This window comes from Pantoea sp. SGAir0180 (genome assembly GCF_043546245.1).
In genome coordinates, this window is sequence record NZ_CP028071.1 from 1957272 (window position 1) to 1979848 (window position 22577).

19 protein-coding genes and 1 pseudogene are annotated in these 22577 nt (G+C 55.6%); 6 read left to right on the top strand and 14 right to left on the bottom strand.

The window, feature by feature from the left end; translation table 11 throughout:
- Positions 1–72 precede the first annotated feature (72 nt).
- From C1N58_RS09160 to cho, 4 genes and pseudogenes are all read left to right on the top strand, one after another.
- Positions 73–1263 (top strand): multidrug effflux MFS transporter, encoded by a 1191-nt coding sequence (locus C1N58_RS09160; RefSeq protein ID WP_006118943.1) that lies wholly within the window; start codon positions 73–75, stop codon positions 1261–1263.
- 128 nt (positions 1264–1391) lie between these two features.
- Entirely contained in the window at positions 1392–2216 is an 825-nt protein-coding gene (gene nadE, locus C1N58_RS09165; protein WP_033741113.1) for an ammonia-dependent NAD(+) synthetase, read from the top strand.
- A 79-nt stretch (positions 2217–2295) separates the two neighbouring features.
- Positions 2296–2872 (top strand): annotated as a pseudogene (locus tag C1N58_RS09170) (EamA family transporter).
- A 67-nt stretch (positions 2873–2939) separates the two neighbouring features.
- On the top strand, positions 2940–3803 hold the full coding sequence (gene cho, locus C1N58_RS09175) for an excinuclease Cho (protein WP_006118941.1): 864 nt from the start codon (positions 2940–2942) through the stop codon (positions 3801–3803).
- 199 nt (positions 3804–4002) lie between these two features.
- On the opposite strand, the gene spy is transcribed toward cho, so the two are convergent.
- From spy to C1N58_RS09205, 6 genes are all read right to left on the bottom strand, one after another.
- Complete coding sequence (gene spy / locus C1N58_RS09180) at positions 4003–4491, bottom strand: ATP-independent periplasmic protein-refolding chaperone Spy (protein ID WP_006118940.1); 489 nt, start codon at positions 4489–4491, stop codon at positions 4003–4005.
- Positions 4492–4781: 290 nt separating this feature from the next.
- Complete coding sequence (astE, locus tag C1N58_RS09185; protein WP_283786984.1) at positions 4782–5777, bottom strand: succinylglutamate desuccinylase; 996 nt, start codon at positions 5775–5777, stop codon at positions 4782–4784.
- 49 nt (positions 5778–5826) lie between these two features.
- Positions 5827–7152: an N-succinylarginine dihydrolase gene (astB, locus tag C1N58_RS09190; RefSeq protein ID WP_058708706.1), complete on the bottom strand. Its 1326-nt coding sequence runs from the start codon at positions 7150–7152 to the stop codon at positions 5827–5829.
- On the bottom strand, positions 7149–8618 hold the full coding sequence (astD, locus tag C1N58_RS09195; RefSeq protein ID WP_394549548.1) for a succinylglutamate-semialdehyde dehydrogenase: 1470 nt from the start codon (positions 8616–8618) through the stop codon (positions 7149–7151). Before astD ends, astB begins: the two co-directional genes overlap by 4 nt.
- Positions 8615–9646, bottom strand: coding sequence for an arginine N-succinyltransferase (gene astA, locus C1N58_RS09200; RefSeq protein ID WP_033741105.1), 1032 nt, complete (start codon positions 9644–9646; stop codon positions 8615–8617). The genes astD and astA overlap by 4 nt, the downstream gene beginning before the upstream one ends.
- On the bottom strand, positions 9643–10863 hold the full coding sequence (locus C1N58_RS09205) for an aspartate aminotransferase family protein (protein WP_394564817.1): 1221 nt from the start codon (positions 10861–10863) through the stop codon (positions 9643–9645). The genes astA and C1N58_RS09205 overlap by 4 nt, the downstream gene beginning before the upstream one ends.
- Positions 10864–11740: 877 nt before the next feature.
- Here C1N58_RS09205 and C1N58_RS09210 point away from each other — a divergent pair.
- Positions 11741–12832: a porin gene (locus tag C1N58_RS09210; protein ID WP_162285623.1), complete on the top strand. Its 1092-nt coding sequence runs from the start codon at positions 11741–11743 to the stop codon at positions 12830–12832.
- 68 nt (positions 12833–12900) lie between these two features.
- Here C1N58_RS09210 and C1N58_RS09215 read toward each other — a convergent pair whose 3' ends face one another.
- From C1N58_RS09215 to C1N58_RS09250, 8 genes are all read right to left on the bottom strand, one after another.
- On the bottom strand, positions 12901–13806 hold the full coding sequence (locus tag C1N58_RS09215) for a bestrophin family protein (protein ID WP_033741099.1): 906 nt from the start codon (positions 13804–13806) through the stop codon (positions 12901–12903).
- A 96-nt stretch (positions 13807–13902) separates the two neighbouring features.
- The gene (locus tag C1N58_RS09220; RefSeq protein ID WP_277284216.1) at positions 13903–15375 is read right to left on the bottom strand and encodes a YchO/YchP family invasin; all 1473 of its coding nucleotides are present in this window, start codon (positions 15373–15375) and stop codon (positions 13903–13905) included.
- Between the two features lie 164 nt (positions 15376–15539).
- Complete coding sequence (locus C1N58_RS09225; protein ID WP_283786991.1) at positions 15540–16334, bottom strand: SDR family oxidoreductase; 795 nt, start codon at positions 16332–16334, stop codon at positions 15540–15542.
- Positions 16335–16346: 12 nt separating this feature from the next.
- Complete coding sequence (locus C1N58_RS09230; RefSeq protein WP_054633914.1) at positions 16347–17414, bottom strand: ABC transporter permease; 1068 nt, start codon at positions 17412–17414, stop codon at positions 16347–16349.
- Between the two features lie 16 nt (positions 17415–17430).
- A complete protein-coding gene (locus C1N58_RS09235; RefSeq protein ID WP_058701713.1) occupies positions 17431–18957 on the bottom strand; it encodes a sugar ABC transporter ATP-binding protein in 1527 nt (508 codons plus the stop codon).
- Between the two features lie 10 nt (positions 18958–18967).
- Entirely contained in the window at positions 18968–19579 is a 612-nt protein-coding gene (locus C1N58_RS09240) for a DUF2291 family protein (protein ID WP_058701712.1), read from the bottom strand.
- 44 nt (positions 19580–19623) lie between these two features.
- On the bottom strand, positions 19624–20559 hold the full coding sequence (locus C1N58_RS09245; protein ID WP_033741095.1) for a D-ribose ABC transporter substrate-binding protein: 936 nt from the start codon (positions 20557–20559) through the stop codon (positions 19624–19626).
- A gap of 54 nt (positions 20560–20613) precedes the next feature.
- On the bottom strand, positions 20614–21411 hold the full coding sequence (locus tag C1N58_RS09250; RefSeq protein ID WP_006118926.1) for a GolD/DthD family dehydrogenase: 798 nt from the start codon (positions 21409–21411) through the stop codon (positions 20614–20616).
- 343 nt (positions 21412–21754) lie between these two features.
- On the opposite strand from C1N58_RS09250, the gene C1N58_RS09255 reads away from it, so the two are divergent.
- Positions 21755–22567 carry a DeoR/GlpR family DNA-binding transcription regulator gene (locus C1N58_RS09255; RefSeq protein ID WP_033741089.1) on the top strand — a complete coding sequence of 271 codons (813 nt, stop codon included), beginning with the start codon at positions 21755–21757 and terminating at the stop codon, positions 22565–22567.
- Positions 22568–22577 lie beyond the last annotated feature (10 nt).

Sequence of the window (22577 nt, forward strand, 5' to 3'; positions counted from 1 at the left end):
TTTACAGGCACAAAAGACGCGCTGAATGCACTTTTGTGACAACGTCACTTAAACATTATCATCAGAGGCCAAATGACGCTTTCCTCACCCAACCGGCTGGTTTACGCCATCACCCTGGGATTACTGGCTGCGCTGGGACCGTTGTGCATCGATCTGTATCTGCCCGCCCTGCCGCAGTTAGCCAGTGACCTGGCTACGCCAACGTCTACGGCACAGCTCAGCCTTACCGCCGGCCTGCTGGGACTGGGCGCCGGTCAGCTTCTGTTTGGTCCCATGAGCGACAAATTTGGTCGTCTGCGCCCTCTGACCCTGTCACTGACGTTGTTGTTTATCGCGTCGCTGGGCTGCGCCCTTGCCCAGACTATCGATCAACTGTTACTGGCTCGTCTGTTTCAGGGATTAGCGGGAGCGGGCGGTGCGGTGCTGTCACGGGCGGTAGCGCGCGATATGTACAATGGCCATGAACTGACGCGCTTTTTTGCGCTGCTGATGCTGGTTAACGGCCTTGCCCCTATTGGCGCCCCCGTACTGGGCGGAGCCCTGATGACCGTGCTGGACTGGCGCGGTATTTTTGTTGTGCTGAGCGGCATCGCCATTTTGCTCATCCTGCTGGCGCGCGGGAAACTGCATGAAAGTCTGCCCGTTGATCGGCGGAGTCAGGGCTCGGTTTTTGCTGCTTATGCTGCGCTGGGGCAGGTCATCACCCACCGTGCCTTTATGGGTTTCTGCCTGACGCAAGGGTTTATGATGTCGGGCATGTTCGCCTATATCGGCGCATCGCCGTTCGTGCTGCAGGAAATCTACGGTCTGTCGCCCCAGGCGTTCAGCTTTTGCTTTGCCGCCAACGGTATCGGTTTAGTGATTGCCTCGCAGACCAGCGCCCGTCTCTGCCCGCTGTGGGGTGAATATCGCGTCCTGAAAGGCGGCCTGATGCTGGCATTCGTGGCCTCCAGCGCGCTGCTGGCCGCCGGGTTAACGCACGCCCCGCTCCCGCTGCTGCTGGTTGCGCTGTTCTTTTCGATTGCCAGCAATGGTGTCATTGCCACCACCGCCGCCTCACTGGCGATGCAAAGTCAGGGGCAACGTGCCGGTAGCGCCTCGGCTGTCATTGGCGTGACGATGTTCACTCTGGGCGCACTCGCCGTGCCGGTAACCGGGATGGGCGGCACATCAGTAATCAGTATGACGTTGACGATATTTGGTTGCTTCATGCTGGCTATACTGACCTTTATCGTTTTGGCAAAAAAACCTCCGCTGAGGTAAAAATTGTCGGATTCAGACCAGCAAAAAGAAAACATCACCCGCTTTGGCTTGTTGTTTTCGGGGATGCGCGTTAGCTTTAAGACAGGCTTTGTATTGTGCCGGCTGGCTAAAGACTTAAGGAGATGTTGATGTCACTGCAGCAGGAAATCATTACCGCACTGGGTGTGAAACCCACTATCGATCCGCAGCAGGAAATTCGTACCAGCGTGGATTTCCTCAAAGCGTATTTAACGCGCCACAGCGGCCTGAAGGCGTTAATACTCGGTATCAGCGGCGGACAAGATTCTACCCTGACGGGCAAGCTGGCCCAGATGGCGATCACGGAGCTTCGCCAGGAAACAGGCGATAACGACTACACCTTTATCGCGGTGCGTCTGCCTTACGGCGTGCAGGCTGATGAGCAGGACTGCCAGGATGCGCTGGCCTTCATCCAGCCAGACCGCTCGCTGGTGGTCAATATTAAAGAAGCGGTGCTGGCCAGTGAGCGCGCGCTGAAAGACGCCGGCATTGTGCTGTCGGATTTCGTCCGCGGCAATGAGAAAGCCCGTGAGCGTATGAAAGCGCAGTACAGCATTGCCGGTATGACCAAAGGCGTGGTGGTGGGCACCGACCATGGCGCAGAAGCCGTCACGGGCTTCTTTACCAAGTACGGCGATGGCGGCAGCGATATTAACCCTATCTTCCGCCTCAATAAGCGCCAGGGCAAACTGCTGCTGAAAACGCTGGGTTGCCCGGAACATCTGTATCTGAAAAAACCGACCGCCGATTTAGAAGACGATCGCCCCGGTCTGCAGGATGAAGTCGCACTGGGCGTCACCTACGACATGATCGATGACTACCTTGAAGGGAAAACGATCGATCCGGACAGCGCGAAAATCATTGAAGGCTGGTATCTGAAAACCGAGCACAAACGTCGACCGCCTATCACTGTTTTTGACGATTTCTGGAAATAACGCCGCCGACCCTTGCCGCCCGGCAAGGGTTGCCTTAACTGCTGAAACCCCATGTCCGTAACGTTACACGAACGCCACCCTGACCGGGCTGAGCGCAATTTTACTCTGGAGTACGACCCTGGGTCTGCTGCGTAGCGTCAGTGAGGCTTTTGGCCCCACCGGCGGTGCCGCCCTGATCTATTCCATCACCGCCCTGCTGTTGTGCCTGACAAGAGGCCTGCCCGATCCGCGTGTCCTGCCCCGTCGCTATCTGCTGGTGGGCGGCAGCCCTGGCCTGGGCGCTTTATAACAATGTGACACGCCGTTATGCATGCGGTAGCAACGGTGTTTCACTGTTTTTTATCGTCACCGCGCTGGCGCGCTGGCTTAAATTTGCGTTCGGCACACAGCAGGAAGCGATACACGTCAGCGCAGCCGCGCTGGCGCAAGTGCTGTTCGTGGGTGCCTCTACCGCCGTGGCCTACTCTGCCTGGAACGACGGCATTCAGCAGGGAAATTTGCCCCTGCTGGCGACCGCCTCCTGTTTTACGCCCGTGCTGTCCGCCTTGCTGGCCACCTTATGGCTGGGCCTGACACCGCCCGCCAGCTTCTGGCAAGGTGTTGCCCTGATCACCGCAGGCTCGCTGATCGGCTGGCGGGCAACATACCGGTTATGAATCTGAGGCTGGCGATCATTTAACCTGCCTGTTATGCTGTATGGACAACCAGTATAGGGAGTTCGTTTTGGCAAGACGTGCAGCAACCCACCGCCTCGAATTTGATGCGGCAGCGATTTATGAATACCCGGAACATTTGCGTGAATGGCTGGAAGGCTTGCCCAACCTGCCCGGCGTGTATACCTTTCATGGCGAAAGCGACACGCTGCCGTTATACATTGGCAAAAGCGTTAACCTGCGTTCGCGCGTCATGTCTCATTTCCGAACACCTGATGAAGCCAAAATGTTGCGCCAGTCGCGACGCGTTAGCTGGATCCCCACGGCGGGCGATCTCGGCGCGTTGCTACTGGAAGCGCAGATGATTAAAACTCAGCAGCCGCTCTTCAATAAACGCCTGCGCAAAAATCGCCAGCTCTGCTCGCTGCAAATTACGCCCGAAGGGAAACCACAGGTCGTGTATGCGCGCGATGTCGATTTCAGTCAGTCGCCCAACCTGTTTGGTTTATACCGCAGTCGCTTCGCTGCCCTGGAACGGCTGAAACAGCTGGCCGATGAGTATCAGCTTTGCCACGGCTTATTAGGTCTGGAAGCACTGAGCCCCAGCCGGGGCTGTTTCCGCTCAGCGTTACGCCGCTGTGCGGGTGCCTGCTGTGGCAAAGAGTCCGTGAGCGATCATCAGGACCGACTGTTGGCGGCGCTGGAAAACGTCCGCGTCTTCTGCTGGCCCTGGCAGGGGGCGGTGGCGCTGGTGGAAGAAGGGAAACAGATGACGCAGATTCATGTCATTGACCACTGGTTCTATCTGGGCTCAGTTGACTCGCTTGAAGAAGCCAGACGGCTGAAACGGGGTAAAGGCGGGTTCGACCACGATGGTTATAAGATCCTGTGCCGTCCGGTGCTGTCCGGCCAGTATCCGGTCATTCCGCTCTGAACCGCCTGCTGACGGCACAAAAGGCGGACAGATGGCGACCTGCAGCGTAACCCTGAGTTGACCGCGTGACGCGACAGAACCGCCCTTTTCCTTAACCGCTTTCCCGCTGGCGCACGTGCATAAAAAAACCGCCGACACTGCCCACGCAACGTGGACAAGGCCGGCGGTCTCAGACCGGTTTTAGTGATTAACCCGAAGCTTATTCAGCAGGGGCCGGAGCCGCTTTGTCATGCATCGGGCGTTTTTCAGTCAGATGCTTTTCAAAATTCGCGTTGTACTGCTTTTTCTGCTCTGGCGTCAGTACGTTGTACAGTTTGTTCTGGGTTTCCATCATTGCCACTGCGTTCGCTTTGGCGTTGGCGGTCATTTTCTCCGCCTGGGCTTCGGCCTTCGCTTTGTCGAAGCTGTCAGAGGCGATAATCGCATGGTTAGCGCGACGCTCTTCGATTGACGGGCGCTGCATCTCGCCACGGCCCGCTTTCATAATTTCATGCATTTTTGTTTTTTGTTCTGGCGTCAGATTCAGTCCGCCAAACATCATGTCCATCCCACCCCGGTGCATCGGCTTGTGCATCGGTTTCTCACTGCCTGCTGGCGGTGGCGTCAGGTTATCCGCTTCGGCATGCACTACAGATGCCGCACCAAATGCCAGGGTAGAAGCCAGTAACAGAGAAGTCAGTTTACGCATAACAGTGTCCTTTTTTACTTGTTCACTTTCGTTACGACAGCGCGCTGTCGCGTCTTCGGAAACAAGCATACGACGTTGAACGTCAACTACTGCGAGTGAGCGTAAAAGCGTGAAAGCACAAAAGTCATATTTCAGCCGATCATGGAGGGAATAAGAAGAATGGCGTCAGGAATTGCAAAAGAGTATGAATAATCAGGAAATTTCGGATAAATCGTGGAGAATTGTAATGCCTTTAGCAGTAAAGCGGAAGGTCTCTTCCGCTCTTTTTTTAAACTGCGCGGTGAGACCGTTCAGAGAGGTAACGCCTGAGTCTGCTCGCTCTCTTCAATCAGCATTAAACCCGCCCGCAATCCCAGCGCGACATGGGGATTGGGAAAGAGCACGTATTCCCGCGCCTGCTGGACAAAGTAGCGCGTCTCGCCATCCTCAGCTAACAACGCCCCCTGCGGAAACGCGGTAAAATTTTTCGTGTCATCCGGCATATGCAGCTGAAACGCCTCACTTAAGCGCGTGATCTGCTGGCAGACCCGATAACGGCGCGGGCGACCGGCGGGCTCAGGCAATGTTTCACCATACAGCAGGGCAGCCAGCGCCTGAGACGCGGCGCTGAACTGCAACAGATCGTTTTCGCCAAACGGCCGCGCCTGCCCCAACTCCAGGGTACAGCTGGCTGCGCCAAAATGTTCACAGCTGAAATGGGTAAAGGTGCCCCCCGGCGAACGATGAAATACCAGCGCATCCAGGCCGGCTGCGCCCAGCCAGTGCAAAAACGCGTCCGGCCAGGGACGCGGATTATGCGGCAGTACGCCAAAGCGGGGATGGTAAGAGCCGCGCAGTGCCGTATGCATATCCAGGTGCCAGCGGGTTTCGTCACATGCCCCCCGCTGCCAGAAGTTTTCCAGCGTTTGTTCCAGCCGCAGCACCCGCCGCGCTTCATCGCCATCATCAATCTGCTGCCAGCGGCCACCAAACAGTCGGTTAATGTCACTGGTCACATAACGCTTCCCCGCGCGCAGTGCCGAAGGATTACCTAACACCACCAGCATACGCTGCTGAAGTGGTTTTTCGCCCCGGAGTAAAGGCGTGATGAGCTGATTAAGGATTTCAACCGGGGCGGTTTCATTTCCGTGAATGCCCGCAGAGAGTACCAGCGCCTGGTTAACCGGTGCCTTTGGCTCCATAAGCAAAAGACCATGGTATAACCACTGCCAGCGAAGATGCGCCGTCTCACCGCTACGCAAACGTGGCGCTTCACCCGACAGCGTTTGCTGCAAAAAGTCCTGCATCGTTTCTCCTTAAAAGCGGAAGCGGGCAACCCTGACGGCACCACCTGCTTCACTGCTGAAATGTATACACATTTCCTAAGTCTAGCAGCCTGGTCAATTCATCAAGGGCAACCCGCCCTTCTTCCAGTAATTGCGGATCGCCTAAATCGCTTTGCGTCAGCCTGTCGCGATAGTGCTTATCGACCCACCGGTTCAGCGTGGCGAACACGTGATCGTTCATCAGCACCGCCGGGTTAACGGCCTGGCGCTCCTCGGGGGTTAATACCACGCGCAAACGCAGGCAGGCGGGGCCGCCACCGTTGTGCATACTTTCCCGCAGGTCAAACACCTGCAGGGACTGTAACGGACCGCCGCCTTCCACCTGTTCACGCAGGTATTCCCAGACGCCGGGATGCTGGCGCGACTCTTCCGGCAGCACCAGCATCATGCTGCCATCCGGGCGCGTCAGCAGCTGGCTGTTAAACAGGTAGGTACTGACGGCATCCTGCACGGAGACCCGGGCTGTTGGCACCTCCAGGGCGACAAAACCCGGCACACGGTCGCGCAGTTGCGCCAGTAAACCGGGCTGATCAACAAAAGCCTGCTGATGGCAAAACAGCAGCTGCTGATTGCTCACGGCAATGACATCGTTATGGAAAACGCCCTGATCGATGACCGCCGGATTTTGCTGCGCAAAAATGACTTTTTCAGGCGAGAGCTGATGCAGGCGGGCGACCGCTTCACTGGCTTCACGGGTTTGCCGGGCCGGGTAGCGTCGGGGGGCCGTATCAGACTGGCCGTCGCGACCATAGATAAACAGTTGTACACCCGCGTCACCATAGTCGCCGCCCAGACGGTTATGGTTGGCCGCCCCTTCATCACCAAACCTGGCCACCTGCGGTAGCGCATCATGCACAACAAAATGTCGCGGATCGCGAAACAGCGCTCGCAGCAGAGCGGCCGTTTGCGGGGCTTCAATGGAACGGTGAAATTTGTTGTTGAGATTCGCGACGGTGAAATGCACCCGACGGTCAGCGCTGTCGGCTGAGGGTGATACCGTTGCCGCATTGGCCACCCACATCGCCGAGGCCGAGCTGGCGGCTGACAGTAACGCGGGGGCCGTTTTATGGGCTTTTTCCAGGACCTGCGCATCGCTGCCGCTAAAACCCAGCTGACGCAGCACGGCAATGCCGGGCCGCTCATGCGGCGGGATCACGCCCTGAACAAATCCCATGTCGGCCAGCGCTTTCATTTTCAGTAAGCCCTGCTTTGCCGCCAGCCGCGGATTCGACGGCTGGTGTTGATGGCGCGTCGAGGCTTCGTTACCGAATGACAACCCCGCGTAATGGTGCGTCAGTCCGACCAGCCCATCAAAGTTGGCTTCTGTGGCTTTCATGGGCGACCTCCTTGCGGTGAAAAATCCAGGCCCGGTGACAGTGTTGCCGGAAGCGTAAGCTGCGGCGATTCCAGCGAGGCCATCGGCCAGGCACAATAGTCTGCGGCATACCAGGCGCTGGCGCGATGGTTACCCGAGGCGCCAATCCCGCCAAACGGTGCCGTACTGGCAGCGCCAGTCAGCGGCTTATTCCAGTTCACAATACCGGCACGCGCTTCCAGCAACAGCTGGTCAAACTGCTCGCGGGAAGGTGAAATTAACCCGCACGCCAGGCCGTAACGCGTCTGGTTAGCCAGTTGAATCGCCTGCGGATAATCGTCGTAACGCATCACCGCCAGTAGCGGGCCAAATACTTCTTCATCCGGCAAATTGTCTACCGCGGTCACGTCAATAATGCCGGGCGTTAACAGCGCCTGTTGCCGGTTGGGCCAGCGCATTGCCAGCAGTATCTTGCCGCCCGCCGCGACGCGCTGCTGCCATTCGGCATAAATTTTTTTGGCAGCGGCGCAGGAGATCACGCTGCCCATAAAAGGTTGCGGATCGGCGTTCCAGGCGCCAGGTTGCAACCGCCCGGCTACCTCAACCAACCGTGTCAGGAAGGCATCACCGGCCGCGCCCCGTTTGACCAGTAAGCGGCGCGCGCAGGTACAACGCTGGCCTGCCGTGATAAAGGCCGACTGAATGGCGATATGCACCGCCCCGTCGGTATCCGCGGGATCGTCCACGATCAGTGCATTGTTACCGCCCATTTCCAGCGCCAGCATTTTTTCAGGCTGCCCGGCAAACTGGCGATGAAGCTGATAACCGGTATGTGCGCTACCGGTAAACAGCAGGCCGTCAATGCCCTGCTCAGCCGCCAGCGCCTGGCCGGTTTCACGTCCGCCCTGCAGCAGTCCCATGACGCCATCTGGCAGGCCCGCCTCCCGCCACAGCTGTACCGTTTTCTCAGCGGTGGCCGGCGTCAGCTCGCTGGGTTTGAACACCACACAGTTACCGGCGAGTAAGGCGGGCACAATGTGGCCATTCGGTAAATGGCCCGGGAAATTATACGGGCCGAATACCGCCAGCACGCCATGAGGACGATGACGCAGGGCATTTTCGCCCTGTTGCTGCTCCCCGGTGCGAGCGTGATAGGCTTTAACGGAAATCGCAATTTTGTTGATCATCGCGGTCACTTCCGTCAGCGCTTCCCAGCGCGGTTTCCCCGTTTCCTGCGCAATGCAGTCGGCCAGGGCGGTTTTGTGGTTCTCGAGCTGTACCGCGAAACGTTCAACGATGGCCTGACGGGCGGCAAAAGGCTGTCTTGCCCACGCCGGAAAGGCCGACCGGGCCGCCTGGCAGGCCGCTGTAACCTGCTCCGATGAAGCCGCGCACCCCTGCCACAGCGTGTCGCCGCTGACCGGGTCCTGTTTAGAAAAGTGATCTGACTCGCCAGCGAGCCACTGTCCGTTAATCAGGTGCGTCATGCCTTTTTCTCCTCACTACACAGCGTCACTACGCGCAGGCTGTCACCCGGCTGGCACTGCAACGCCTGTAACTGTTCGTCATTAAGCTGAATATGTTCAGCGCTCGGATCGACCGGTATAAGTGCGACACGAAACCGGTGATAATCGGTGTTGGCGACCAGACAAAGTGGCGCATCCTGCCGGGCCTCGCCTTTTCGTGCCGTCAGTAACCGGCTGTCCCGCACGGCGCGGATGTCATCAATGTCACATTCCAGCGTCGGCCCGCCATCAAAGATGTCAATATACTGGCGGTAGCGGAAACCCTCCGCCTCCAGTACCGCACGTGCGGGCGCGGTTTTAGGATGGACCTGACCAATGACGGCCTGCGCTTCCGGGGTTAAATAGTGCAGATAAAGCGGGTGCTTGGGCATGAGTTCCGCAATAAACGTTTTCTGCCCGGTACCGCTCAGAAAATCGGCTTTGCGAAATTCCATCGAGAAAAAGTGAATGCCCACGCTGTCCCAAAACGGGGAATGCCCCTGTTCATCGCTGACGCCGCGCATTTCGGCAACCACCCGCGCCATAAAGCAGTCGCGAAAGTTCGCCATAAACAGAAAACGGGACTTCGATAACAGATAACCGTTTTTACCGTCACGATAGTCGGGATCCAGAAACAGCGTGCAGAGTTCGCTACTGCCTGTATGGTCATTGCTTAATGACAGTGTCGGCAACGTGGCGTACACGTTCAGCTCTTTTGAGGCATGCACCTGTGTGCCGACCCGAAAGTTGTACCAGGGTTCCTGTAGACCTACAGCCACCTCAATGGCGCAGATCCCCACCGCGCGATTGTCCTGGCTGTCAGCCAGCACAAACACATAGCCCTGTTCAGCACGCGGCAGCGTGCCCTGCCAGGTATGCAGCGAGCGTTCAATTCGGGCCTGTAGCGTGGCGCTGTCAACCGGCAAGGAGGTCAGTCCGCCGCCTGTTTTTGCCGCCAGTGCCATCAGCTGACTCAAATCATCCCGCTCGACCGGACGAATCACCATCATGATGCCTGGCCCTTAAACAGCTGTTCACAGGCCTGGGCAAAGCGCGCCATACCGGTCTTTACTTCCTGTTCGCTGATATTCAGCGCCGGCGCAAAACGCACCACGTTAGCCCCGGCGATCAGTACCATAACGCCCTGTTCAGCGGCGGCGAGGTTGATCTGTTTGGCTTTCCCCGCAAAGTCGTCGTTCAGTACGGCCCCAATCAATAACCCTAACCCGCGCACCGTTTTAAACAGATGCAGACGTTGATTGAGGTCATTCAGCGCCGCCATAATCCAGTCATGGCGCATCTTCACGCCGTCCATCACTTCAGGCCGGTTAATCAGTTCCATGACTTTCCCTGCCACCGCGCCCGCCAGGGGATTACCGCCATAGGTTGTGCCATGTGTGCCCACGCCCATCACCTGCGCCAGGTCTTCACGCGTTAACATGGCACCAATGGGAAACCCACCGCCCAGCGCCTTGGCACTGGTCAGGACATCCGGCGTCACGCCATAGTGCATATAGGCGTACAGCGAGCCGGTCCGGCCAACGCCGCTCTGCACTTCATCGAAAATCAGCAAGGCCTGATGTTTATCGCACAGTTCACGCAGGCCGCGCAGAAACGCGGGCTCTGCCGGAACAACACCGCCTTCCCCCTGAACAGGTTCGACAATGACGGCACAGGTCTGATCGGAAATCAGTGCGGCAGCAGACGCAAGATCGTTAAATTCCGCGTGCTGAATATCTGCCGGAAGTGGCGCAAAATCTTTTGAATAGGCAGGCTGCCCTCCCGCAGAAACGGTAAACAGCGTGCGGCCATGAAAGGCATTTTTAAATGCGACGATGCCGCTTTTATGGTTACCAAACCGGTCATGTGCCACTTTTCGGGCCAGCTTCAGCGCCGCTTCGTTTGCCTCTGCCCCGGAGTTGCAAAAGAACACACGGTCAGCAAAGGTGGCATCGATCAGGTGTTTCGCCAGACGTAAAACGGGTTCATTGGTATATCCATTGCCTGTATGCCACAGACGTGAAGCCTGCTCCTGAAGCGCCTGCTGAAGCGCGGGATGCGCATGGCCCAGCGCATTAACGGCGATACCGCCGGCGAAATCGATATAGTCTTTTCCCTGCTGATCCCAGACGGTTGAGCCCTCTGCGCGGACCGGTACAAAACTGGCGGGTGCATAAACCGGCATCATCCAGTGATCAAAATCATGACGCGAAACCTGCAGTGGCATAGTCCTTCTCCTGTACCCCAGGGGTAATCTGTTTGTTTGTTAAATGTTAAGAATGTAAAGACTCGTCCTACGATAGATTGCAGATAGCGTGCCAGCCAAGGACTAAAATGCATAAAATGGAGCGCATAACCAATTATCAATAACTTACGAGTGGCGATCATTCATTTAAAATGCATAAATAGTGAATAACAGTCTGAGGGAGACGGGATAGTAGCGTTTTTTATAGCGGAATTATGCAAGGGCGATATGAAATATTGCTTTTGTGATCGCTGATAAATTATTTGTTTAAAAGCGTGCAAAGTGCGCCTCACAATGGGGCGCTTGCATGGTTGTTGTGCAAAACAAAAGAAAACTATTATGACCGGGATGAATTAACTCAAATAAAAGACAAAAGAATGAACTGGAATAAATCACTCCTGGTTTCATAATTTATAATTATTCATCTGTTTTTTTATTTTATTTCCAGGGTGACTATCAGGAATTTAATAACCTGTACCAGGCCAGAATTACAATTACTACGCAGACTAATGATATGAAATCTGTCCTTTTTAGATTATTTTTTAGTCATAAAAGGTTGATTATTTCACCACGGTCGCTAGCGCTTTCGTTTTTTTACTGGTCTGAACAGGTCACGTTAATGATATATATCAAATGACTGTTATATATGACATTTTCTTCTTTTTATTGCCAGATAATTCATAAGGAAAAACAATAACACCGGCCACAAGCCAGTCAGCAAAAGCGTTTTTATCGTTTAGTTCCCTGAAATACACATTTAGTTACACTTATTGCGCTAGGCTGAATTAACAATTTGTGTCATTTTCTTTTCACCCCACCAGAGGGGCAAATAATAAGACAACCACAGGGTAAATAATAAATGATGAAGCGCACTTTAGTGGCGGCATTAATGCCGTTACTGATCGGCCTGCCGACTGCTCAGGCCGCACAAATTTATAATAAAGACGGAAATAAGCTGGATTTAACAGGCAAGGTCAACGTCATGCGTCTTTTTTCTAAAGACGATTCGAATAATGGCGACTCCAGCTACACTCGTATCGGTTTCAAAGGTGAAACCGCCATCACCGATCAACTCACCGGTTATGGTTTCTGGCAGTATCAGTACAGTCTGTCTAACTCTGAAGGGTCAGATGCCAACAACACCAACAAAACCCGTCTGGGTTATGCCGGTCTGAAATTTGGTCAACTGGGTTCACTGGATTATGGTCGTAACTATGGCCTGGTCTATGATGCACTGGGCTATACAGACATGCTGCCGGTATTTGGTGGTGACTCCGCTAACACCGATGCCTTCCTGAGCCTGCGTTCAGGCGGTTTGCTGACCTGGCGCAATAAAGATTTCTTCGGTCTGGTTAAGGGCTGGAACGTCGCGGCGCAGTATGAAGGCAAAAACGACCGTACCAGCACCACGGATGCAGGTCTGGAAGTCCGTCGTTCGAATGGCGATGGTTATGCCCTGTCAACATCCTATGACTTTGACTTTGGTCTGAGCTTTGTCGGCTCCTTTGCCAGCCTGAACCGCATTACGGCACAGAACAGCGCGGCCTTTGGTCGCGGTGATAAAGCGCAGCTGTGGGCAACGGCCGCCAAGTACGATGCTAACCAGATTTACCTGGCCGCAATGTACGGTGAAACGCTCAACGCCACCCCAATCAAAGTGGGTAATTCTTCGGGCTTTGCGAATAAAACGCAAAATCTGGAACTCGTGGCTCAGTATCAGTTCCTGAACGGCTTCCGTCCTTCCGTGGGTTATGTCACATCGAAAGCGAAAGATGTCGAAGGGATTGGCGACGGCGATCTTTACAAGTACACCTCTGTGGGTGCCACCTACTACTTCAACAAAAACATGTCCGTCTATGCAGAGTACAAATTTAACCTGTTGAAGAAAAACAATGCGCTGGGCAGAGCAACAGACGATATTACTGGCGTCGGTCTGACCTACCAGTTCTAAGCGTTACCCCCTCATTGTTAAACGGCCCGGCCTGTGTCTGACGGGCCGTTTCTCTTTACCCCGTCCTCTCAGCTCAGGCGATAGTGACAGTCTGGCTGCATCGGTTGGGGCAGATCCTTCTCTCCCGACATTTCCCGCAAATTGATTTCTATGTTGATGCAGATAGCATCCATCGGCAGATGGTTATTCTTATAGCCAAACGGCATTTCCAGCTCTTCCGCCAGCGTATCGAGTGACAAAAAGGTGTAGGAAATAAACATCGACACCAGCGGCGTCATCGCATGCAGGTCCGGCGCCAGCGCAAACGGCAGCAACGCACAAAACAGATAAACGGTACGCCGTAGCAGCAAGCCATAGGCAAACGGCACCGGCATGCTGGCCAGCCGTTCACATCCTCCCAGTACTGCCGCAATCTGGTTGAGGTTGTTGTCAATCGTGCTCCAGACAATATCGCTGATTACCCCTATTTGTCGCTGCTTTGCCAGCCACTGCGACAATTGCAAATGCAGCATATTTGCCGCCGAGTGCTGGCCCAGCAGCACCTCGGCCTCGCTGCCCAGCAGGCGCGTCAGGTCGTCACGTGCATCCGTATGACGGAGTTGATGTTTCAGACTGGCACAGAATGCCAGCAGCATGGCCTGCACCCGCTCCGCATCTGCCGGACAGAAGGCAATAACCTGACGCAAAATATTACGGCAGGCAATCAGCAACGCCCCCAGTAACAGGCGGGCCTCGCTGAATCGCGCATAGCAAACGCTGTTACGGAAACCCAGAAAGATAGCGATGGAGACGCCCAACAGGCTGAACGGCGCCAGCGTGAGCTTAATGCCCAAAGTTTCATACCAGTCCAGCAACGCCAGGGCGAGCAGCGACATTAACAGGTTAAGAAACAGGCGGAACAGGATATCGGGCAGAACAGAGCCATGCCAGGCAAACAGGCGGATAAACCAATGGTTGGGTGGTCGAAGAATCATGGTGTGCAGATGAATGGATATTTTTGCCGATTCCTCGAGTGTGCATGTGCTTTTACCAGTGAAAAAGTGTGACAAAAATCACACTTTATTGTGACGTTAGTTACTGAAGCTCAGCGGATCGGTAACCGGCGAGCGCGCCTCCGCCTGTTCCGCGGGCGGCTCATCCAGCGACAACGGCGGCTGGACCCTGAGGGTGATCCAGTTGGACGTGACGCGCTGTTGTTTACTGTCTTCGACCGTAACCGACAGATGGTAAGTATTGCTGGCCCCCGGAGTGCTGTCCCACGGCGGCACAATCACGCTCCAGCCGTCCGTTGCACTGTTGTTCGGGGGAGCAGTCAGACTCAGCGCCGCCGTGTCGCCCTGCCAGCTCAGCCCCTTAATCGCATGACTGGCGCGTACCTGCAGCTTAAGTGGAACGCTCTCGCCCGGATTAAGCTGCCATGGCGGCGTCGCCAGAAACACGGAGAGGGTTTTGCGCTGCCGGTAAGCCATTACCGGCGTTTGGCTGCGCGTGACGGTATCGTAGCGACTGCCACGCAACGAACGCATCTCGGCGACGTTACTGGCATCCAGCTGGCGGCTTAAAGCCACGCCAAAACGATAATTCAGTTTCAGCCCAACCTGATCCTGGGTCTCGCCGGCACTGCTGGTTTTGTGGCTGGCCGTAAAGGTCACCAGCGGCACGGGCGTGTAAGACAGCCCGAGCGAGAGTGCCGCCGGATTGTGGTAGCGATTACCGCTGTTAAACAGATCAACCTTTTCACCCAGATACTGCTGATAACTGAATGACACGCCCAGCTGACGGTAAAAAGGCAGATAGCTTTGAGTGGTGATGTCGTAACCTTCGGCCATGCGGTATTGCTGGCTGCTGTCACGATTGCGCCATCCTGAAAGCGGATGATAGTAATTAGCGGAGAGCCGCAGGTTGTTGCTCCAGGCTTCCGTTCCCACCGATGCGCGCTGGAGGCCGCTGCGAAAACTGCGATCGATAAAACTGTTGTAGCCTAACAGCCAGTTGCCCAGATCCCAGCGCTGGCCCAGTCCCGCATTACCGACCACCCCTTCCACCGTATCGTGTAGACCAAGCTGACTAAACGTCAGATAGCGGTTTTCATCGGCCAGCGGACTAAACAGATTACCGCCGGTCCCGTCAAAATTGCCGTCCATGTCGACTTTCAGGTCGAACTCTGCATTGCCGTAGGGAGAGAGCAGCGACTGCCCTTCCGTTTCCACCCGCGTCGCAACTTCGTCACGCAGATGATTAAACGCCCACTGCCCGGCCTGCTGACCAAAGGTCACATCGCTGCTGCTTTCACTGGCTTCTGCAATGCTTTTCGCCGCCTTCGCCAGTTTTTCACTCCACTGATGATCCTCCTCGACATGCCCCAGCGACGGAAGATCGTCAAGCGACTGCCGAAAACGAGCGGGATCGCCAAATGGGGTGGCAGGAATCTGACTGTCGGCTTGCAGCGCACGAACAGGGGCGGCGGCGATGGCCGTCATGACAGTCAACGCGAGAAGAACAGGTCTGTAAATCACATCATCAGGTCCGGGCATAAACATTATCAGGTGGTTTCTCAACGAGAATGACAAAACCAGCGCAGACTATTTTAGCATAATGTGACCCAGATTAATGATTTGAAGCGATATTTGTGCTCAGAGAAGCGGCAAACCCCGCATGAAACGGGGTTAAGATAACCCCTCACCGACGTAACGCGCCGGGGAAAAGATCAGGAGAAAATCAATCCGCCGTCCACATTGATCGTTTGCCCGGTAATATAGCGCGCATCATCCGAGGCCAAAAACGCCACCAGCCCGGCCACATCCTGCGGCTGTCCGGCGCGCTTCAACGGAATCGTGTCGACCCACTCCGCCATCAGCTCGCCTTTGCCATAGGTTTTCTTATCGCTGCTGAGAATGGCTCCCCAGGCCCGATCGTTGTAATCCCACATTTCACTTTCAATAATGCCCGGGCAAAACGCATTCACGGTAATGTTCCAGCGCGCCAGTTCCAGTGCCAGACTTTGTGTAATACCGATTACCCCCATTTTACTGGCGGCGTAATGCGGCGTGTAGATAAAGCCTTTGCGTCCCTGGCCGGAGGACGTATTGATCAGGCTGCCGCCGTTTTGCTGCACCATGTATTTGGCCGCCTCACGACAGCACAGCCAGACACCGGTGGTATTGACGGCGAGCACGCGCTCGAAATCGCTTTTCGGCAACGCATCAAACGCATCAATGGTGATAACCCCTGCGTTTTGAATCGACACGTCAATGCCGCCAAAACGTTCTGCGGCCTGCCGGTACAGGCGTTGTACCTGCGCTTCATCCATGACATCCGCCTGCAGGGCCAGGATAGCGGCCCCGGTGGCGCGAAGACTGTCGGCCGTGGCAAATACCCGATCAGCGTTGGAGACCATCACAAGGTTTGCGCCGTCCTGGGCAAAGCGGGCGGCGATGCCGGCACCAATCCCGCGGCAGGCGCCGGTGATCACCACGGTTTTTCCACTAAAATTGCGGTTCATGCTGCTCCCCTGTTATCCATGACTGATATCAGCCCGTGGCGTGACCGGCTGCTTTTTTTCATGACGACGCAGCAGTATCACTTTGCTCTGCAGGCGCTGCTGGAACTGGTCAATCACCACGGCGGTCACTATCACCACGCCCTTGATCACCATTTGCCAGAAATCACTGACGCCCATCATGACCATGCCGTCGGCCAGAAAGACGATAACAAAGGCCCCGATGATTGAGCCGGAGAGACGACCGCGCCCCCCCGCCAGCGCGGTACCGCCCAGTACCGTGGCACCGATAGCATCCATTTCAAACATATTGCCGGTCATCGGATGCGCAGTCTGTAACTGGGAGGCAACGATCAGGCCGACCAGTGCAGCACACAGGCCCGAAAAGGCATAGACGAATACTTTCACTTTAATAATCGGCACACCGGCCAGCCTTGCGGCCGGTTCATTGCCGCCCGTCGCATAGATGTAGCGGCCAAGCGGCGTTTTACGGGTGAGATAAAGGCCAAGCAGCAGGAAGCCGATCATCAGCCAGATCGGAATGTACACGCCCAGGAAGGTGCCCGATCCTAACCACGCGAAGCCGGTGTTGCCCAACGCAGGCAGGCCCACCAGGTTGGCATAGGTCGCGCCATCGTTAAACAGCAGCGCCGCGCCGCGGGCGACATACATTACGCCCAGGGTACAGATGAAGGGGGCGACGCCCAACCGGGTAATTATCGCCCCGTTAAGGATGCCCACCAGCACACCAAACAGCGCTACCACCAGAATCACCTCCGGCACGTTCAGGAAGAGCCGGTTCCCGTCCCATAACGGGATGCCTGCGGTCAGCAACGCCCCCGCGACCATACCGCAGATACCGGCAACCGCGCCCACCGAGAGATCAATGCCGCCGGTCAGGATCACCAGCGTCATGCCAATCGCCAGCAGGCCGGTAATCGCCACATGCTGCGTCATGATCAGTACGTTAGAGGGCGTCAGAAAATTCGGCACCATGACGCTAAAGAAACCGACGACGATCAGTAAGGCAATAAAAGTACGCGCCTTGAGCAAATACATATAAAGCAGATATTTTTGGTTCATGGAGTTCTCCGGCACCTCAGGCTTGCGGGGTTGACGCGCTAATCAGTTTTTCGCGCGTGGCATCCGCGCGGGGAAGATCGGCAGTAATACGGCCGTCGGCCATCACCAGAATGCGATCGGCCAGCGCCATGACCTCATCCAGTTCAGACGACGAAAACATGACCGCCAGCCCCTGTTGCGCCAGCTGACCAATCAGGTGGTACACATCGGTTTTGGCGCCCACATCAATGCCGCGCGTGGGTTCATCGAGCAGGACGACCTGAGGACCGGTCATCAGCGCTTTGCCCAGCACCACTTTCTGTTGGTTGCCGCCGCTCAGCGAGGTGATGGGCAGTTCGCTGTCGCTGACTTTAATGGCCAGCTGCCGAATCATCTCATTCACCCGCTGCTGCTCCCGTTCAGGGTTTACGAGGCCCAGCGCGCGTCGAAACCCGCGCAGGCTGAGATCGGACAACGTCATGTTGGCGGTGATCGACATCAACCCCACGATGCCTTCGCCCTTGCGATCCTCCGGCACCAGCGCAATACCACGCCTGAGCCGCTGCTGAAAATTACAGGTATCCAGTCGCTGCTCACCCAGACAGATATGCCCGTCCTGACAGGGCTGTAGCCCGATCAGACCTTTAAACAGCTCCGTTCGCCCGGCACCCAGCAGACCATAAATCCCAATCACCTCGCCTTTGCGCAGACTAAAACTGACTGCATTCAGGCGGTAACCGCCGTTCTGATGCAGCGCCGTCAGCCCGTCGACTTTCAGTACCGTTTCGCCCTGTACGGCAGGCTGATAGTCGAAATGTTTTGTCTTGTCGCCCACCATTTGCGCAATGATCCAGGGCACGCTGGCCTCGCGCACCTCCCGTTCCGCAATAAAGCGCCCGTCCCGGAAAATGGTGATGTGGTCGCCAATTTCCATCAGTTCTTCCAGCCGATGGGAGATATAAATGATGGTGACGCCACGTCGCTTGAGTTGCTCAATCACGTTGAACAGCACTTTGACTTCCGACTGACTCAGGGCGCTGGTGGGTTCGTCCATGATCAGCACGCGCGTGTCCTTTGACAGCGCCCGGGCGATCTCTACCAGTTGTTGATGACCAATGCCCAACTCATCCAGCGGCGCACAGGGATCGACGTCCAGCTCCAGCCGCTCCAGCAGCGCCTGGGCCAGCTGATACTGGTACTTTTCATTGATGACGCCGCGCTGAAAGAATTCGTTGGCGATAAAGATGTTGTCCATCACGTTCATATTGGGGAACAGGTTCAGTTCCTGAAAAATAATGCTGATGCCCAACTTCTCAGCCTGATGAGTGGAACTGAGCGTAACCGGCTTGCCATCCAGCCAGATTTCACCTGATGAGGGCGTTTCAACCCCCGCCAGCATCTTCATCATGGTGGATTTGCCTGCGCCGTTCTCCCCGATCAGCACATTTACTTTGTTGCGATAGACCCGATAATTGACCTGATCCAGCGCGGTCACACCGGGATACACGCGTGACAGGCCACGCGTTTCAATAATGACGTCGTCTTGCGGTTGCGCTTCAGGCATGATCACCTCCTCACTGACGCGTAATCTGGGCTGGCGTGATAGCAGGAAGGGCGCGCGGAATATCCCAGCTACTGAACACCCCTACCACCTGGACGTGATCACCGGTTTTGATATGGCTGTCCTTCATCATGTTGACGGCCTGCTGATTAATGGCTTTGCCAAAATCACTGAACAGGTCCTGATTGTTGAAGTCCTGATAGCTGATGCCTTTATACGCATCCCGCAGCGCCGTACCACGAATAATCGGGCCCGTCTGAATAGTGACAGTGTCACCCGATGCATCTTTGACTTTCATTTTGCCGTTGCGCGAGGTGGTCTCCAGCGCCGTCACATCGCCGCTGACACTGACACTAAAGACACAGGGGTTTTCGCTTTGTGAGCGATAGCCGAGCGCCTTACAGGCGCTGTCCAGATCCTTCTCTGCCTGCAGCCGCTGCATCAACTCGCCCAGCGGTCTGGCCTGAGCGACGATCTGCGGAACCAGCTTCTGCTGCCAGAGGGCGTGGATGTTGGCCATGTGCGGATTGGGGGGATTCTTGAGATCGGCCAGTTCCTGCTGCGAGACAATACGGCAGCCACTCAGCGCGGCGACCACCACTATCAGACAGAGTCGGTTGTACATACATTCTCCCTGGCGCCCGTAAAGACGGGCGCAATACGCGTGAATTACGACTTGTAGTTAAAATCTTGTACGTTTTTGGCATTGTCTGGCGTGATCAAAATGCCGCGGAACATCACACGTTGTTTCTCCGGCTTGACGCCCTTCTGGATGTAGTTATCCAGGTCAGTCATGCCCTGCGCGGCAATCGCCTGGGCCTGCAGCATGACGGTGGCTTTTAAGGTCCCGGCTTTCACCGCATCACGCTCGTCATTGCTGCCGTCAATCCCGACCACGACCACATCGTTGCGGCCTGCCGCTTTTAGTGCGGCAATCGCGCCCAGCGCAACCGGACCATTACCGCAAATCACCCCTTTTACGTCCGGGTGGGCCTGTAAAATGCTGTCCATGATGCGTTTGCCGTCGATAAGCGTGCCTTTGGCATCCTGACGGGCGATGCTTTGCATATCGGGATACTGTTCCAGCACCTGGTGGAAGGATTTTGAACGGGTGACGCAGTTATTATCTGCGAGGTTACAGGTCAGCTCGGCATACTTGCCTTTCTCACCCATTTTCTCGACAAACACGTTGGCCACATCCGAACCGGCCTGAAAATTGTTATGGGTGATTTGTTCCAGCGCCACATCGTCTACCGGGATTTCGCGATTGATTAACACCACCGGTATCCCGGCGTCTTTCGCTTTCTTAATGGCTGCGACGCTGGCTGTCGAGTCCGCGTTATCCAGAATGATGCCCTGCACTTTTTTGCCGATGGCCGCATCGATCAGCTCGTTTTGTTTTTTGACATCCTCACCATGAGACAGCACCGAGGTTTTGTAGCCCAGTTCCTGCGCTTTCAGATTGGCCCCCTTCGCTTCTGAGGCGTAATAGGGATTATCCAGGGAGTTAACCAAAATCATGATGGTGCCCTTTTCCACGGCAAGCGCCGCGTGGGAAAACAGGCAGGCGGCAATCGAAGTACAGAGCAACGTCGTTTTTTTCATGGTGATGTCTCGCTATTATCGTTGTGGCAGGGAAAAGATGACGGGCCGGTCGCCTTACCAGATGGTGAATCCACCGTCGATCATCAGGTCAGCACCGGTGATCATGTCGCTGCCATTGCTGGCAAAGAACAGGACGGCGGCGGCAATTTCGTCGGTATAGGCAAAGCGGCCTAAGGGGATGAGTTTTTTCATTTCTGTGCCCTTCTCACCGCGCCAGGCTTTTTCGCCCATGGGCGTCAGTACCACCGTCGGTGATAAGGTATTGACGTTAATGCGGTGCGGGGCGAACTCTTTCGCCATCACCTTTGTCATACCCAGCAGGCCAGCTTTCGCCGAGGTATAGGCCACATGGTTGTCGATAGCGATGGAGGCCGCCTGAGAGGCGATATTAATAATCTTGCCGCCGTTGCCAGCCCGGACCATGCGTTTCGCCACTGCCTGCGAGCACAGAAAAGGCCCGGTCAGATTGACGGCGATCTGCTTTTGCCATTCCGCAAATTCGGTGTCCAGCACCGGCTGGAGCATCACATAGCCCGCGCAGTTCACCAGAATGTCGATATGTCCGTAGTGGTTTTCCACCTCCCCGAACGCCCGTTCAACGTCGGCAGGTTCCGTCACATCACAGCACACCAGTTGCACCGGCTGACCGGCGAACGTCTCACGCAGGTGTTCCGCTTTTTCGGCTTCAAAAGGCGGATAAAGCAGCGCCAGGCGAGCCCCTTTCTTCAACAACATCTCGTTACTGGCCATGGCAATGCCGCCCAGACCGCCCGTCACCACGGCTACTTTGCCGCTGAGATCCATGTTGTTGTCTACGCCATAACGCAGGTTAACGTCATATTCACTGCTCATCCGACTGTCCTCTCAGGTTTTTAATTCCCCACAATCATTTTCGAACAAAAATATATGCTATCGAATTGATGGTTAATGTGGCTAAGATCAAATTTCGCGAAAATGCCCTTCAGGCAGCGACAGCCCGTTAAAATCCCGTGATCCAGATTACAGATCCCGTGAAACAGGCGGTGCAAACGGTGACAGGGTGAGAGACAGGAGGCGACAATAAGTCACATTCATTTTCGTTCGAAAACACACAGAGAATCGGCGCTCACTCGCCAAAGCGAAACCGGCAAGGTAAACTCTTTCACAGCGCGTGAATGCACGAAGCCCGATGCAAGTAAAAGAGGGAGCATTTCGATTGAAAAGCAAAACTGAGCAGTTAGCTGAAATGCAGCAGCGGCGTGAAAAGATTTTAGAGATGATTCGGGAAGACGGCACGGTAACGGTTAAAGCGTTAACCCAAACTTTTGGGCTTACCGAGGCCACGCTGCGGACCGACCTGCGCATGCTGCAAAAACAGGGATTTGTACAACGCTATCATGGTGGCGCAACGCTGATGACCGGCAAGCAGAACACCGGCCTGTTGCAGCTTGAACGTCAGACGCATCTGGAAGAGAAAGACGCCATTGGTCGTCTGGCCGCGCAGCACATCGAAAATGGCGATACGGTGATTTTCGATTCCGGTACGACAACGACGGCGATTGCCGATGCCATCAGCCACATTCGCCGTCTGTCTGTGGTCACCACCGCCGTCAACATCGCCCTGAAACTGGGCGGTGAGCCGGGCATTAATGTGTTGCTGACAGGCGGCACCTTTAAGTTTCCGACGCTGTCAACGTCGGGCGAGAAAGCGGCCAGCTTTTTTGAAAATGTGCTGGCGGAAAAGCTGTTTCTCGCCACCGCCTGTATTTCGCCGCGGCTGGGCCTGAGCTTTCCCAGTGAAACCGATATTAAAGTGAAAATGGCGATGATTAACTCCGCCAGTACCGTTTATGTCGTGGCGGACTCCAGCAAAATCGACAAGGTCTCGATGTTTGCCCTGCCCTGCGACTGGAGCCACATCCACTATCTGATCACCGACAGTGGGATCAGCCCGTCGCATATTGCGGCCTTTGAAGCGCTGGGCGTCAGGGTGCTGGTTGCGCCCACTCCGACCCGCCGGTCAGGATAGTCTGTCCCTG